The sequence below is a fragment of the Polaromonas sp. AER18D-145 genome (assembly GCF_002379095.1).
In the GTDB taxonomy this organism is placed as follows: Bacteria; Pseudomonadota; Gammaproteobacteria; order Burkholderiales; family Burkholderiaceae_C; genus Polaromonas.
The window spans coordinates 39,441-53,876 of the sequence record NZ_NBZV01000003.1 but is presented as its reverse complement, the minus strand read 5'-3'; the positions used below and the strand labels follow the sequence as shown (position 1 = coordinate 53,876).

Here is a 14,436-nt window from a genome sequence, read left to right as displayed (position 1 = left end):
AGACATGCGCGAGACCACACCCACTTCCGCCCCCCGCTACCGGCCCCTGACCTTCGGCGTGACACGTATCGCGGTTCGCGAAGGCGCCGGCGGGACGCGTTACATCAAGGCCGACCAGACCCTGGGCGACTATGCGGCGCGCATCACGGACCGCTTCCTGCATTGGGCGGAAAACGTGCCGGAGCGCAGCTTTCTGGCGCGCCGGGTCCGCCAGGCCGACGGCAGCACCGGCGAGTGGCAGCACCTGAGTTATGGCCAGGCGCTGGCCAGCGCGCGCGCCATTGGGCAGGCGCTGCTGGACCGCGGCCTGGGCGCCGACCGGCCGGTGGTGATCCTCAGCGAAAACGGGCTGGAGCATGCCCAGCTGGCGCTGGGCTGCCTCTACGCCGGCATTCCTTACTGCCCGGCCTCGCCGGCGTATTGCCTGGTCAGCCAGGACTACGACAAGCTGCGCCACATTCTCCACACGCTGACCCCGGGGCTGGTGTTTGCCACCGATGCCGCGCGTTACGGCAAGGCGATCCAGGCGGCCGTCGGTGCCGACGTGGAAGTGGTGCTGCACGAGGGTTCGCTCGAGGGCCGGCCGACAACCACGCTGGCCTCGCTGCTGGCCACCGCAGCGACCGCGCAGGTGGACGCCGCGATGCAGGCCACCGGGCCGGACACGATCAGCAAGTTCCTGTTCACCTCGGGCTCGACCAAGATGCCCAAGGCGGTGGTCAACACCCACCGCATGTGGTGCGCCAACCAGCAGCAGATGCGCCAGTCGATGCCGGTGCTGGCAGAAGAACCGCCAGTGCTGGTGGACTGGCTGCCCTGGAACCACACTTTCGGCGGCAACCACAACGTCGGGCTGACCCTGTACAACGGCGGCACGCTTTACATCGACGATGGCAAACCGACACCGGCACTGATGGGTGAAACCCTGCGCAACCTGCGCGAAATCGCGCCCACGCTGTACTTCAATGTGCCGACCGGCTTCGAGGCCATCGCCAACGCCATGAAGACCGATGACGTCCTGCGCAAAAACCTGCTGTCGCGCGTGAAGATGTTTTTCTACTCCGGCGCGGCACTGGCCCAGCCCGTGTGGGATGCGCTGCACGAGACCCAGGAACGCGAGATCGGCGAACGCATCGTCATGGGCACCGGCTTGGGCATGACCGAGTCCTCGCCTTTTGCGGTGTTCGTCACCAACCCCAATGTCAAGGCCGGCCACCTGGGTGTGCCGACGCCAGGCCTGGAGCTCAAGCTGGTGCCGGTCGACGGCAAGACCGAGGTGCGCTACAAAGGCCCCAACATCACGCCGGGCTACTGGCGCAACGACGAAGCTACGCGGGAGAGTTTCGACGAGGAAGGCTTTTTCTCGACGGGGGATGCCGTGTTGTGGATCGACGAAAACAACCCGCACCTGGGCCTGCGTTTTGACGGCCGCATTGCCGAAGACTTCAAGCTTGCGACCGGCACCTTTGTCAGCGTGGGGCCGCTGCGCGCAAAAATCATTGCCGCCGGCGCACCTTATGTGCAGGACGCGGTGATCACCGGGCTCAACCTCAACGAAGTCGGGGCGCTCATTTTTCCGACCCCGGCCGTGCGCAAGCTGGCCGGCCTGCCGGACAGTGCGCCCCTGCAGCAGGTGCTGGAAAGCGCGCCAGTGCAGGCGCATTTCCAGCAGGTGGCCAACACGTTGGCCGCCAGCGCCACCGGCAGCGCCAGCCGCGTGGCCCGGCTACACCTGATGGCCGAGCCGCCGTCCATCGACAAGGGCGAGGTCACCGACAAGGGCTCCATCAACCAGCGCGCCGTGCTCAAACACCGCGACGCGCTTGCCGATGCGATGCATGGCGGCACGCTGCCTTTCACGATCCAGCCGCAACAGGACAAACCATGAATATCGACGGACAAGTCGCTTTGGTCACCGGTGGGGCCTCGGGCCTGGGCGAAGCCACAGCGCGTGAACTCGCGCGGCTGGGCGCCAGGGTCGCGGTGCTCGACGTCAACCTCGCGCTGGCCGAAAAAGTGGCGGCCGACATCGGCGGCGTGGCCTGCCCCTGCGACATCACCAGCAGCGACAGCGTGGTCGCGGCCCTGGCCAAAGCCGCGGCGGCGCATGGCCCGGCCCGCATCCTGATGAACATCGCGGGCATCGGCTCGGCCAAACGGGTGGTCGGCAAGGACGGCCAGGCCGCGCCGCTGGAAGATTTTGCGAAAGTCATCAACGTCAACCTGATCGGCAGCTACAACATGAGCCGGCTGTTTGCGGCCGAATGCGTGAAGCTGGACCCGCTGGAAGATGGCGAGCGCGGCGTCATGATGTTCACCGCCTCGGTCGCCGCTTTCGACGGCCAGGTGGGCCAGCAGGCCTACAGCGCGTCCAAGGGCGGCCTGGTCGGCATGACCCTGCCGATGGCGCGCGACCTGGCGCAACACGGCATCCGCGTCTGCACCATCGCGCCCGGCTTGTTCAGCACGCCGCTGATGAAGCAACTGCCGGAGCCGGTGCAGCAATCACTCGCCGCATCGATTCCTTTTCCGCCGCGTCTGGGAAAACCCGAAGAGTTCGCGCAGCTGGCATGCCATATCGTCACCAACAACCACCTCAACGGCGAAGTGATCCGGCTCGACGGCGCCCTGCGCATGTCGCCGCGCTGAAACAGGCGCAGGCGCCCCCCCTGCCGGACCTTGTTGACCTTGCATACCTTGTTCCCGCCTTGATTTTCGTGTCCATTTTTACAACAGGAGACCTAGCATGACCTTTACCAAATCCCTACTCGCCCTCGCCCTGGCTGGTTCGGCGGCAGGCGCCGCCCTGGCCGACATCAACATCGGCGTGAGCCTGCCGCTGACCGGGCCGACCTCGGCGCTGGGCATCCCGATCAAGAACGCCATCGCCCTGTGGCCCACCAGCATTGGCGGGGAAAAACTCAACGTCATCATTCTTGACGATGCCACCGACCCCACCAACGCCACGAAAAACGCCCGCCGCTTCGTGACGGACGACAAAGTCGACATCCTGATGGGCTCGGCCGCCACGCCGCCGGCCAATGCGGTCGCCGCCGTCGCCGCGGAAACCGGCACCATGCACATGACCTTTGCCCCCATCGACGTGTCCACCGGCAAGGCCCCCTGGTCCTACAACACCCCGCAGTCCACGCTGGTGATGTCGCACGCCATTGCGGCCCACATGAAAAAGACCGGCGTCAAGACGGTCGGCTTCCTCGGCTACGCTGATGCCTTCGGCGAACTTTTCCTGCGCGACATGAAGGTCAAGATGGCCGGCACCGACATGAAGTTTGTGTCCGAAGAGCGTTTTGCCCGCACCGACACCAGCGTCACCGGCCAGGCCCTGAAGGTCACGGCCGGCAATCCTGACGCCATCCTGATCGTCGCCTCGGGCAGCGGTGCCGCCATGCCGCACAAGGCGCTGATCGAGCGCGGCTACAAGGGCAAGATTTACCAGACCCACGGCGCGGCCTCGCGCGACCTGATGCGTGTCGGCGGCAAGGACGTGGAAGGTGCGTTTGTCGTGGCCGGTCCCGGCGTCGTGGCCGAGCAGTTGCCCGCCAACCATCCGAGCAAGCAGGTGGCCCTGGTCCACGTAACGGCCTGGGAAAAACTTTACGGCCCGAACAGCCGCAACCCGTTTGCCGGCCACGCCTACGACGCGTCCGTGATCCTGCAGAAAATCATTCCCATTGCCCTCAAGACCGCCAAGCCCGGCACCAAGGAGTTCCGCGGTGCGCTCAAGGCCGCACTTGAAAACGCCGGCCCCATCCCGCTGTTTCACGGCACGGTCAACTACACCGCAACCAACCATGCGGGTTACACCGACGACACCGGCGTGATCATGCAGATCGTCAATGGCGACTGGAAGTTGCAGCCGAAATAAGCAAGCTGCATTGCGGATGCCAGCGGGCGGGTCGGCCTCCAGCCGCCCCGCCCTGCGCCCACCGTTTTCACGGATTTCCTGAAGGTAGTTATGGACTTTTCAATTGCCAGCATCCTGCTGGTCGATGGCCTGACCAATGGCGCGATTTATGCGCTGCTGGGACTGGCCACCGTGCTGGTGTTTGCCGTGACCCGCGTCATCTTCATTCCGCAGGGCGAGTTCGTCACCTATGGCGCGCTGACGCTGGCGATTTTGCAGACCGGCAAGGTGCCGGGCACGATCTGGCTGCTGATGCTGCTGGCCGGCCTGGCCGCGCTGGCCGAAGCCTGGCAAACCTGGAAGCGCTACCGGCTTGCCGGTACCGCGCTGCTGGCCGGCCTCAAGGTGCTGGTCGCCCCGGCCGTGGTGTCGCTGGTCACGCTGTGGGCCGCGCCGCAACAGTTCTCGCTGCTGGTGCAGGCGCTGCTGTCGGTCTGCATCGTCACCTGTTTCGGGCCGCTGGTCTACCGCCTGGCCTACCAGTCGCTGGCCGATGCCAGCTCGCTGGTGCTGCTGATTGTGTCGGTGGGCGTGCATTTTGCGCTGACCGGCCTGGGCCTGCTGTTTTTTGGCGCCGAGGGTTTTCGCAACCCGCCCTTCTGGGACGCACGCTTCAGCCTGGGAGCAGTCAACCTGTCCGGCCAGGCGGTGATCATTGCGCTGGCATCACTCGCGCTGATCGTTCTGCTGTGGCTGTTTTTTGAACGCACCCTGTACGGCAAGGCCCTGCGTGCGACCGCGGTGAACCGGCTGGGCGCACGCCTCATGGGCATCTCCTCGCAGACCGCGGGCCAGTTGACCCTGGCCATGGCGGCACTGATAGGCGCACTGTCGGGCCTGCTTATCGGCCCCACCACCACCGTGTTTTACGACTCGGGTTTTCTCATCGGCCTCAAGGGTTTTGTGGCGGCCGTCATTGGCGGCCTGGCCAGCTACCCGGGCGCGGCCATAGGCGCGCTGGCCGTCGGCATCATCGAAGCCTTCGGCTCCTTCTGGGCCAGCGCCTTCAAGGAAGTCATCGTCTTCACGCTGATCCTGCCGGTGCTGCTCTGGCGCTCGCTCAAGGGCGGGCACTCGGATGAGGAGCACTGACATGACCCTCCGCAAATGGGGCCCGTGGGCGCTGGTCGCCGCGCTGCTGCTGGTCTGTGTCCTGCCCGTGCCGGAGTTCTGGATCACCCAGCTCAACTACATCGGCATCTCCAGCCTGACCGTGCTGGGCCTGATCCTGCTGACCGGCGTCGGCGGCCTGACCTCCTTCGGGCAGGCGGCCTTTGTCGGCATCGGTGCCTACACCAGCGCCTACCTGACGGTGAACGCCGGGCTCTCGCCCTGGGTCACGCTGCTGGTCGGCCTGGGCCTGACCGCGGCCTGCGCCGTGGTGCTGGGCTGGATCACGCTGCGCATGTCGGGCCACTACCTGCCGCTGGCCACACTGGCCTGGGGCCTGTCGCTGTACTACACCATGGGCAACCTGGACGCGCTGGGCAAATACGACGGCATTCTCGGTGTCACCGGCCTGACGCTGTTCGGCTGGGAGCTGGGCCAGGGGCGGGTCTACCTGCTGCTGACCTGGTCGCTGGTGCTGCTGGGCACGCTGGCGCTGATTCACCTGCTCGATTCGCGCGTGGGCCGCGCGATCCGCTCGCTCAAGACCGGCTCGCAAATGGCCGAATCCATGGGCATAGACACCCTGCGCTTCAAGATCGGCATCTTCCTGATTGCCGCGCTGTTTGCCTCGGTGTCCGGCTGGCTGTTTGCGCACTTCCAGCGTTCGGTCAACCCCTCGCCGTTCGGCGTGCATGTGGGCATCGAGTACCTGTTCATGGCCGTGCTCGGCGGTGCCGGCCATGTCTGGGGCGCCATCACCGGCGTGGCGATCACCAAACTCATGGCCGACCAGCTGCAGGTGCTGCTGCCCCTGCTCATAGGCACCAGCGGCAGCTACGAGACCATCGTGTTCGGCGTGCTGCTGGTCCTCACGCTCAAGTACGCGCCTGACGGCATCTGGGCCTTTGTGGACCGCAAGCTGCCCAAGGCCCCACGCAAGGTGGACTGGCAGGATGCCGCCCCGTTGCCGCACCGCGCCAAGCCGGCCGCCGGCGAGATCGTTCTCCAGGCCAGCAACATCCGCAAGGAGTTCGGCGGCCTGGTGGCGGTCAACGACATCAACTTCTCGGTGGCCTCGGGCCAGATCGTCGGCCTGATCGGCCCGAACGGCGCCGGCAAGTCCACCACCTTCAACCTGATCACCGGTGTGCTGAGCCTGACACGCGGCAGCGTGACCTTCCGCGGCGAAACCATCAGCAGCCTGCCCTCGCGCGAGATCGCCAAACGCGGCATTTCACGCACCTTCCAGCACGTCAAGATGATTGCCGACATGACGGTGCTCGAAAACGTGGCGCTGGGCGCACACCTGCGCGGCAGCAAGGGCGCACCATCGGCCATGCTGCGGCTGGACCGCACGGAAGAACAGCGCCTGCTGCGCGAAGCCGAGCAGCAGCTGCGCCGCGTCGGCATGGGCACCCACCTGCATGAGCTGGCCGGCAACCTGGCCATGGGCCAGCAGCGGCTGCTGGAGATTGCGCGCGCGCTGTGCAACGACCCGGCCCTGCTGCTGCTCGACGAACCCGCCGCCGGTTTGCGCTACCTGGAAAAGCAGGCGCTGATCGACGTGCTGCGCCAGCTCAAGGCCGAGGGCATGAGCATCCTGCTGGTCGAGCACGACATGGACCTGGTGATGCAGGTGACCGACCGCATCGTGGTCATGGAATTCGGCACCCGCCTGATCGAAGGCACGCCCGAAGAGATCCAGGCCAGCCCGGCGGTACGCGCCGCCTACCTCGGCACAGAACATTAGTAGGCTGAATCAATGAAATTCACTGTCACTCGACCGCCCCTCGCCGCGCCATGCGGCGTTGCAAATGCGCGCCGGGCCTGCGGGCCCGCCTGTGCTTTGCGCCTTGCCTGGCACACCGCTGGACAGCCGCTTGCCAGCGATTGCACTGATTCAGCCTACTAGGTTTTCCAGCATGAGCACCCCTCTTCTCCAGGTCAAAAACCTCCACGCTGGCTACGGCAAGGCTGAAGTCCTGCGCGGCATCGCCCTGCAGGCCGAAGCCGGCAGCATCATCACCGTCATCGGCCCCAACGGTGCGGGCAAGTCCACCCTGCTCAATGCGCTCATGGGTGTGTTGCCGGCCACCGGCAGCATCGAATACGCCGGCCGCTCCATCATCGGCCTGCCGCTGGAAGAACGCGTCATGCTCGGCATCGCGCTGGTGCCCGAAAAACGCGAGCTGTTCGGCAGCATGTCGGTGGAAGACAACCTGGTGCTCGGCGCCTTTCGCCAGGTGCGCTTGCACAACAAGGCCTGGCGCGACCAGATGGAGGTGGTGTTCGAGCTGTTTCCGCGCCTCAAGGAACGCCGCGCGCAGGAGGCCGGCACACTTTCCGGCGGCGAGCGGCAGATGCTGGCCCTGGGCCGGGCCCTGATGTCGCGTCCCACCTTGCTGATGCTCGACGAACCCAGCCTGGGCCTGGCGCCGCTGATCGTGCGGGAAATCTTCCGCACCATCGAGGCGCTGCGCCAGACCGGCGTGACCACCCTGCTGGTGGAGCAGAACGCGCGCGCTGCCCTCGAAGCGGCCGACCATGGCTACGTGCTGGAGATGGGCGAGATCGGCCTGAGCGGCCTGGCCGCCGACCTGGCAAAAGACCCGCGCGTGGTGGACACTTACCTGGGCGCCTCGCGCAAACCTGCGGCGGCGGCCTGAAGCTTGGCGCATGGACGGCCAGCCCCGCCTTGACGACATCCGGGGCGTCCTGCACAAGGTGCTGGACGCCCCGGTACAAAGAACGGGCTGCATGGCCCGCTGACAGAGTCACCCCCACGACACCCAGGCACAGAGAAAGACCCCAAACCATGAGCGCCCGCGATCGTCCCAAACCTCCCGGCCCCGCAGCCACGGCCACGGTGGATCAGGTCGACACCAGCTACCTGGAAAGCCTGATCGGCTACAACGCCAGGCGCGCGGCGCTGGCGGTCATTGAGGTGTTCATGGAGCGCATGGCGCCTTATGACCTGCGGGTGGTGGATTTTTCGGTGCTGTCGCTGGTCACGCACAACCCCGGCATCACCTCGCGCCAGCTCTGCACGGCGCTGGGCATCCTGCCCCCCAACTTGGTGGCCATGGTCAACAGCCTGGAAAAGCGTGAGCTGATTGCGCGCAAGCCGCACCCGCGCGACGGCCGGGCCATGGGCCTGCACCTCACCGCCAGCGGCAGCAAGCTCATGCGCGACGCCGAACACACCGCGGCAACGCTGGAAGCCGAAGTCGCCTCCCGGCTCTCGGCCAGCGAGACCAAAACCCTGCTCAGGCTGCTGCAAAAGATCTACCTGTGAGGCCTGGCGACCCGCGCCCTTAACGCATTCGTTCCAACTTTTCAAGCCCTTTTGGCTGTGAAGCTACACCCTGCGGGCGCAGGCAGCTATAAAACTAGTAGCAGTCCGGAATTTGCGTTATATTCGCCTTCCAAGCCCGCGCTTGCCGATCAACTCTGACAAAAACGTGACCAGGAGATGCCCCCCATGAGTGCCAAAGAAAATGCCGCCGTCGGACAGCTGTTTGAACTGCTTGAATCGCGTTACGCCCTGCGGGTGTTGTGGGCGCTCAAAGACGGTCATCCGCAAACTTTCCGGCTGCTGCAGGACAGCGTGGGCAGCATCACCCCGAACACCCTGAACACCCGCATCAAGGAACTGCGCGCCGCCGGCCTGATGGGTCACGGCAACGACGGCTACATCGTCACCGCCCTCGGCGCAGACCTGCTCAAACGCCTGAACGACGTGCAGGCCTTCGCCGCCAAATGGACCGCCAGCCAGACCAAGGTCGCGGCCGTCAAGAAAAAATAAGGCACCGCCGCCCCCACAAAAGACAGGCCCTGCGCCTGTCTTTTTATTTGTGGCGGGCGCTTTCAGCGCCGGTTTTCAGGCATAAAATCTGGCCCTAGCCCTTTTAAAGCCTGCGCAGTCAGCTATTAATTTAATAGCACCTGTCTGCGACCGGCGGCCGCAAACAACGCAGCACCTGGCTGCAATTCCTTGTCTTGAAAAGGGCTTTACCGCCCCAAGCTGCCCTCTTGTCCTCCTGAACAACCGCCTTCGACCATGTCCGACAACAAACAACCTGAACAAAATCAAGACCTTAGCGGCGCCCCCAGCCCGGAAGAGCTGGAAGCCGCCCAGGCCGCCAACGAGGCCGACGCACTGAGCGCGGCGCAGGCTGAACTGGCCGTGCTGCAGGCCAAAAACACCGAACTGGTCGACAACTTCCTGCGCGCCAAGGCCGAGGCCGAAAACGCCCGTCGCCGCGCCGACGACGAAATCGCCAAGGCGCGCAAATTCGCCGTTGAAAGTTTTGCCGAAAGCCTGCTGCCGGTCACCGACAGCCTGGAAGCCGGCCTGCTGCAGGCGGACGCCACGGCTGCCCAGATCCGCGAAGGCACCGAAGCCACGCTCAAGCAGCTCAAGAGCGCGCTCGAACGCAACAAGGTGATCGAGATCAACCCCGTTGCCGGAACCCGCTTCGATCCGCACCAGCACCAGGCCATCAGCATGGTGCCGGCCGACCAGGAAGCCAACACCGTGGTCGGCGTGCTGCAAAAAGGCTACCTGATCGCCGACCGCGTGTTGCGGCCCGCGCTGGTCACCGTGGCCGCGCCCAAATAAACGCCGCGAATCGAGGGAGGTGCACTTGAAACACGACAAGTTATCCACAAGTCAACACCACGGTCGCATGACCCCCGGCTGACATCCCCGGCCACCCGTCTTCAAACAACTTAACCAAGAAAATCTAGGAGTAAATCATGGGCAGAATCATCGGTATCGATCTGGGCACCACCAACAGCTGCGTGGCTGTGATGGAGGGCAACGTTCCCCGCGTCATCGAAAACTCGGAAGGCGCGCGCACCACGCCGTCGGTCGTGGCTTACCTCGAAAACGGTGAAGTGCTGGTCGGTGCCTCGGCCAAACGCCAGGCCGTGACCAACCCCAAGAACACGCTCTACGCGGTCAAGCGCCTGATCGGCCGCAAGTTCACCGAAAAAGAAGTGCAGAAGGACATCGACCTGATGCCCTACAAGATCGTGGCCGCCGACAACGGCGACGCCTGGGTCGAAGTGCACGGCAAGAAGATGTCGCCGCAGCAGGTCAGCGCCGACATCCTGCGCAAGATGAAAAAGACCGCCGAAGACTACCTCGGCGAGCCGGTCACCGAAGCCGTGATCACGGTGCCTGCCTACTTCAACGACGCACAGCGCCAGGCAACCAAGGACGCCGGTCGCATTGCCGGCCTGGACGTCAAGCGCATCATCAACGAGCCCACCGCCGCGGCGCTGGCCTTCGGCATGGACAAGCAGGAAAAAGGCGACCGCAAGATCTCGGTCTATGACCTGGGCGGCGGCACCTTCGACATCTCCATCATCGAAATTGCCGATGTCGACGGCGAGAAACAGTTTGAAGTGCTGTCCACCAACGGCGACACCTTCCTGGGCGGCGAGGACTTCGACCAGCGCATCATCGACTTCATCATCGACGAGTTCAAGAAGGAATCCGGCGTCAACCTCAAGAACGACGTGCTGGCCCTGCAGCGCCTGAAGGAAGCCGCCGAGAAGGCCAAGATCGAGCTGTCTTCCAGCGCGCAGACCGACATCAACCTGCCCTACATCACGGCCGATGCGTCGGGCCCGAAACACCTGAACATCAAGATGACGCGCTCCAAGCTGGAGCAACTCGTCGAGGAACTGGTCGAGCGCACGATTGCGCCCTGCCGCGTGGCGGTCAAGGACGCCGGCGTCAGCGGCAGCGACATCCATGACGTGATCCTGGTCGGCGGCCAGACCCGCATGCCCAAGGTGCAGGAAAAGGTCAAGGAATTTTTCGGCAAGGAGCCGCGCAAGGACGTGAACCCCGACGAGGCCGTGGCCGTCGGTGCCGCGATCCAGGGCCAGGTGCTGTCGGGCGACCGCTCCGACGTGCTGCTGCTCGACGTGACCCCGCTGTCCCTGGGCATCGAAACCATGGGCGGCGTGATGACCAAGATGATCAAGAAGAACACGACCATCCCGACCAAGTTTGCACAGACCTTCTCGACCGCCGAGGACAACCAGCCGGCCGTGACCATCAAGGTATTCCAGGGCGAGCGCGAAATCGCCTCGGGCAACAAGGCACTGGGCGAGTTCAACCTCGAGGGTATTCCGCCGGCCGCACGCGGCACGCCGCAGATCGAAGTGTCCTTCGACATCGACGCCAACGGCATCCTGCATGTGGGCGCCAAGGACAAGGGCACCGGCAAGGAAAACAAGATCACCATCAAGGCGAACTCGGGCCTGTCCGAAGCCGAGATCCAGCAGATGGTCAAGGACGCGGAACTCCACGCGGCCGAGGACAAGGAGCGGGTCGAGTTCGTGCAGGCCAAGAACAATGCCGAAGCCATGGTGCACAGCGTGAAAAAATCGCTGACCGAGTACGGCGACAAGCTCGACGCCGGCGAGAAGGAAAAGATCGAGGCCGCCATCAAGGACATGGAAGAAGCGCTCAAGGGCGAGAGCAAGGACGCCATCGACGCGAAAAACGCCGCCCTGATGGAAGCCAGCCAGAAGCTCGGTGAAAAAATGTACGCCGACATGCAGGCATCGCAGGCCGCCCAGGCGGGCGGCGCGGCAGGCGGTGAAGAAGCTGCCGCCAAACCGGCCGCCGACGACAATGTGGTGGATGCCGAAGTCAAGGAAGTCAAAAAGGGCTGATCCCCTTTTTGATGCATCGCCTCCGGGCAGCAAAGCGGAATCGGGGGCTTTCCCCGCATTCCGCTTTGCCGCATCCGGGGCACAGGAATCCTTTCCACTGAACACGCAATTCCCATGGCCATCAAAAAAGACTACTACGACACGCTGGGTGTTCCGAAAAACGCCAGCGATGAAGACATCAAGAAAGCCTATCGCAAGCTGGCGATGAAGCACCACCCTGACCGCAACCAGGGCAGCGCCAGCAAGGCCTCCGAGGAGAAATTCAAGGAAGCCAAGGAAGCCTATGAGATGCTTTCCGATGCGCAAAAACGTGCCGCCTACGACCAGTATGGCCACGCCGGTGTCGATCCGAACCGCGGCGGCGGCCCCGGCGCGGAAGGTTTCGGCGGTTTTGCCGAAGCCTTTGGCGACATTTTTGGCGATGTCTTTGGCGGCCAGCAGGGGCGCGGCGGCCAGCGCGGCGGCCGCCAGGTCTACCGCGGCGGCGACCTCAGCTATGCGATGGAAGTCACGCTGGAAGAAGCGGCCACCGGCAAGGACGCGCAGATCCGCATCCCGAGCTGGGACGACTGCAACACCTGCCACGGCACCGGTGCCAAACCCGGCACCAAGGTGGTCACCTGCACCACCTGCCACGGCCACGGCGTGGTGCAGATGCGCCAGGGCTTTTTCAGCGTGCAGCAGACCTGCCCGCAATGCAAGGGCACCGGCAAACTGATCCCCGAGCCCTGCGTCGCCTGCCACGGCGTCGGCAAGACCAAAACCACCAAGACCCTGGAAGTCAAGATTCCGGCTGGCATCGACGACGGCATGCGCATCCGCTCCACCGGCAACGGCGAGCCGGGCACCAACGGTGGCCCGCCAGGTGACCTCTACATCGAGATCCGCCTGAAGAAACACGACATCTTCGAGCGCGACGGCGACGACCTGCACTGCGTGGTGCCCATTGGCATGCCCGCAGCCGCGCTGGGCGGCGAGATCGAGGTGCCGACGCTGGCCGGCAAGGCCGCCATCGACATCCCCGAGGGCACGCAGACCGGCAAGCAGTTCCGCCTGCGCGGCAAGGGCATCAAGGGCGTGCGTTCGAGCTACCCCGGCGACCTGTACTGCCACATCACGGTGGAAACGCCGGTCAAGCTGACCGAGCACCAGCGCAAGCTGTTCAAGGAACTCGACGAGTCCCTAAAAAAGGGCGGCGCCAAACACTCGCCGACCGAAGAAAGCTGGACCGACAAGCTCAAGGGCTTCTTCAGCGCCTAAGGCTGCGGGCGCAGTTGCTATTTATTTGATAGCATATTGCGACCGACGGTAAAGGGCGAGGAGTACTTTTTATATGGAACAGGCGTTAGCCGTGCTACCTCTCCCGGCCCGCCTCCTGCGCCACCTTCTGCACCGGTGACAGCAGATATTCCAGCACGGTACGCCGCCCCTGATGGATCTCCGCCTGAACCACCATGCCGGGCGCCAGCTTGAGCACTTCGCCGCTTGATGCCCGCAGTTCCTGGCTCGCCAACTTGACCAGCGCCTTGTAGCTTTGTGGGTTTTGTCCCAAGGCCGTGGCTTTTTGCGGATCATTGGCCGACGAATCGGCGCTGATCAGCGCCACCGTGCCTTCGAGCATGCCGTACTTCTGGAACGGATAGGCTTGCAGCTTGACCTTGACGCCCTGACCCGGAGCCACAAAACCCACATCTTCATTGTGGATTGCCACCTCGGCATAGAGAGGTTCATTTTTGGGAACCAGGTTGAGCAGAGTAGCCCCCGGTTGCACCACCGCGCCAGGGCTGTAAGTCGCCATGTCTTTCACGGTGCCGGCTTCCGTCGCCGTGAGCTCCAGCAGGCCAGATTTATAAACCTGCTTCTGCAGCTCCCCGTCCGTGCGTTGCTGCTGACTCTGCAGCTCAACCCGCTCGTTGAGCAATTGGCTTTCATAGCCCGATTTGATCTGCGCGAGTTTCTTGCGCGACTGTTCCACCACAGATGTCATTGAGCCTATATTGGCTTCCTGGATCTTGAGCTCCTGCTCCTTCTCGATCTTCTCGCGAATCTTGTCGTTGGCACCAAGTTCCGATACAAAACCTTCTTTGACCAGTTTTTCGTATGAGCTGGCAGACTGCTGATACAAAGGGACTGTGGCCCGCAGCTTGGCCAGTTGCTGGCGTGCGGCGATCAGATCGTGCTGGGCGCGCTCCAGAGCGGCCTGCTCCTGCGCCTGTGCATCCAAGTAACTCTGGCGCCTGGCCCGGTATTGCGCCAGTACCTGGGCAGCCACTTCCGGTGGGTCGCGGACGTCGAGCAGCAGCGGCTGACCGCGCAATTCGGCATCGATTCGGCGCAAGCTGAGGGCTTTGAGCGCCGAATCCGCCCTCAAGGTACCCATGTCGGCACTGGCGGTGGTGGCGTCCATACGCATCAGTACTTGGCCCGCCTTGACTTCTTCGCCGTCGCGTACTAGCACCTCGCGCACAATGCCCGCCTCGGCGGGCTGAATTACTCGGCTGTAGTTGCGCGGCACCAGCCGGCCTTCGGCACCGGCAATGATGTCCAGCTTGCCGAAGGTCGCCCAGGCCAGCAACACGCCGAACAAGCCCATCGTGACATAGCCGACGGTACGAGGCAGCCGCGAGGGCGGTTGCTCCTGAATCGTCAGCAGGTCAGGCGTGAAATCGGCGGCTTCGGTGGCGAACACATTCATCAGAAATCTT

The 14,436-nt window shown here is 64.1% G+C and carries 12 protein-coding genes; 11 read left to right on the top strand and 1 reads right to left on the bottom strand.

Going from position 1 to position 14,436, the window contains the following annotated elements; translation table 11 throughout:
• Positions 1-4: 4 nt before the first annotated feature.
• From B7G52_RS02890 to dnaJ, 11 genes are all read left to right on the top strand, one after another.
• The gene (locus B7G52_RS02890; RefSeq protein WP_096696154.1) at positions 5-1,888 is read left to right on the top strand and encodes a feruloyl-CoA synthase; all 1,884 of its coding nucleotides are present in this window, start codon (positions 5-7) and stop codon (positions 1,886-1,888) included.
• Positions 1,885-2,649, top strand: coding sequence for an SDR family NAD(P)-dependent oxidoreductase (locus tag B7G52_RS02885; protein ID WP_096696152.1), 765 nt, complete (start codon positions 1,885-1,887; stop codon positions 2,647-2,649). The genes B7G52_RS02890 and B7G52_RS02885 overlap by 4 nt, the downstream gene beginning before the upstream one ends.
• A 97-nt stretch (positions 2,650-2,746) precedes the next feature.
• The gene (locus B7G52_RS02880) at positions 2,747-3,886 is read left to right on the top strand and encodes an ABC transporter substrate-binding protein (RefSeq protein ID WP_096696150.1); all 1,140 of its coding nucleotides are present in this window, start codon (positions 2,747-2,749) and stop codon (positions 3,884-3,886) included.
• 90 nt (positions 3,887-3,976) lie between these two features.
• Complete coding sequence (locus tag B7G52_RS02875) at positions 3,977-5,017, top strand: branched-chain amino acid ABC transporter permease (protein WP_096696149.1); 1,041 nt, start codon at positions 3,977-3,979, stop codon at positions 5,015-5,017.
• Position 5,018: 1 nt separating this feature from the next.
• Positions 5,019-6,785 carry an ATP-binding cassette domain-containing protein gene (locus B7G52_RS02870; RefSeq protein ID WP_096696147.1) on the top strand — a complete coding sequence of 589 codons (1,767 nt, stop codon included), beginning with the start codon at positions 5,019-5,021 and terminating at the stop codon, positions 6,783-6,785.
• Positions 6,786-6,957: 172 nt separating this feature from the next.
• Positions 6,958-7,701: an ABC transporter ATP-binding protein gene (locus B7G52_RS02865; RefSeq protein ID WP_096696145.1), complete on the top strand. Its 744-nt coding sequence runs from the start codon at positions 6,958-6,960 to the stop codon at positions 7,699-7,701.
• Positions 7,702-7,850: 149 nt separating this feature from the next.
• On the top strand, positions 7,851-8,330 hold the full coding sequence (locus B7G52_RS02860) for a MarR family winged helix-turn-helix transcriptional regulator (RefSeq protein ID WP_096696143.1): 480 nt from the start codon (positions 7,851-7,853) through the stop codon (positions 8,328-8,330).
• 186 nt (positions 8,331-8,516) lie between these two features.
• A complete protein-coding gene (locus B7G52_RS02855; RefSeq protein WP_096665000.1) occupies positions 8,517-8,840 on the top strand; it encodes a helix-turn-helix domain-containing protein in 324 nt (107 codons plus the stop codon).
• Positions 8,841-9,095: 255 nt separating this feature from the next.
• Positions 9,096-9,656, top strand: coding sequence for a nucleotide exchange factor GrpE (gene grpE / locus B7G52_RS02850; RefSeq protein ID WP_096696141.1), 561 nt, complete (start codon positions 9,096-9,098; stop codon positions 9,654-9,656).
• Positions 9,657-9,793: 137 nt separating this feature from the next.
• Positions 9,794-11,731 carry a molecular chaperone DnaK gene (dnaK, locus tag B7G52_RS02845; protein WP_096696139.1) on the top strand — a complete coding sequence of 646 codons (1,938 nt, stop codon included), beginning with the start codon at positions 9,794-9,796 and terminating at the stop codon, positions 11,729-11,731.
• Between the two features lie 114 nt (positions 11,732-11,845).
• Complete coding sequence (gene dnaJ / locus B7G52_RS02840) at positions 11,846-12,991, top strand: molecular chaperone DnaJ (RefSeq protein ID WP_096664991.1); 1,146 nt, start codon at positions 11,846-11,848, stop codon at positions 12,989-12,991.
• Between the two features lie 94 nt (positions 12,992-13,085).
• Here dnaJ and B7G52_RS02835 read toward each other — a convergent pair whose 3' ends face one another.
• Complete coding sequence (locus tag B7G52_RS02835; RefSeq protein ID WP_096696137.1) at positions 13,086-14,426, bottom strand: HlyD family type I secretion periplasmic adaptor subunit; 1,341 nt, start codon at positions 14,424-14,426, stop codon at positions 13,086-13,088.
• Positions 14,427-14,436: the final 10 nt, after the last annotated feature.

Coding starts and splice junctions, on each gene's coding strand:
- B7G52_RS02890 (WP_096696154.1), top strand. CDS start 5: ATGCGCGAGACCACACCCACTTCCGCCCCCCGCTACCGGCCCCTGACC.
- B7G52_RS02885 (WP_096696152.1), top strand. CDS start 1,885: ATGAATATCGACGGACAAGTCGCTTTGGTCACCGGTGGGGCCTCGGGC.
- B7G52_RS02880 (WP_096696150.1), top strand. CDS start 2,747: ATGACCTTTACCAAATCCCTACTCGCCCTCGCCCTGGCTGGTTCGGCG.
- B7G52_RS02875 (WP_096696149.1), top strand. CDS start 3,977: ATGGACTTTTCAATTGCCAGCATCCTGCTGGTCGATGGCCTGACCAAT.
- B7G52_RS02870 (WP_096696147.1), top strand. CDS start 5,019: ATGACCCTCCGCAAATGGGGCCCGTGGGCGCTGGTCGCCGCGCTGCTG.
- B7G52_RS02865 (WP_096696145.1), top strand. CDS start 6,958: ATGAGCACCCCTCTTCTCCAGGTCAAAAACCTCCACGCTGGCTACGGC.
- B7G52_RS02860 (WP_096696143.1), top strand. CDS start 7,851: ATGAGCGCCCGCGATCGTCCCAAACCTCCCGGCCCCGCAGCCACGGCC.
- B7G52_RS02855 (WP_096665000.1), top strand. CDS start 8,517: ATGAGTGCCAAAGAAAATGCCGCCGTCGGACAGCTGTTTGAACTGCTT.
- grpE (WP_096696141.1), top strand. CDS start 9,096: ATGTCCGACAACAAACAACCTGAACAAAATCAAGACCTTAGCGGCGCC.
- dnaK (WP_096696139.1), top strand. CDS start 9,794: ATGGGCAGAATCATCGGTATCGATCTGGGCACCACCAACAGCTGCGTG.
- dnaJ (WP_096664991.1), top strand. CDS start 11,846: ATGGCCATCAAAAAAGACTACTACGACACGCTGGGTGTTCCGAAAAAC.
- B7G52_RS02835 (WP_096696137.1), bottom strand. CDS start 14,426: ATGAATGTGTTCGCCACCGAAGCCGCCGATTTCACGCCTGACCTGCTG.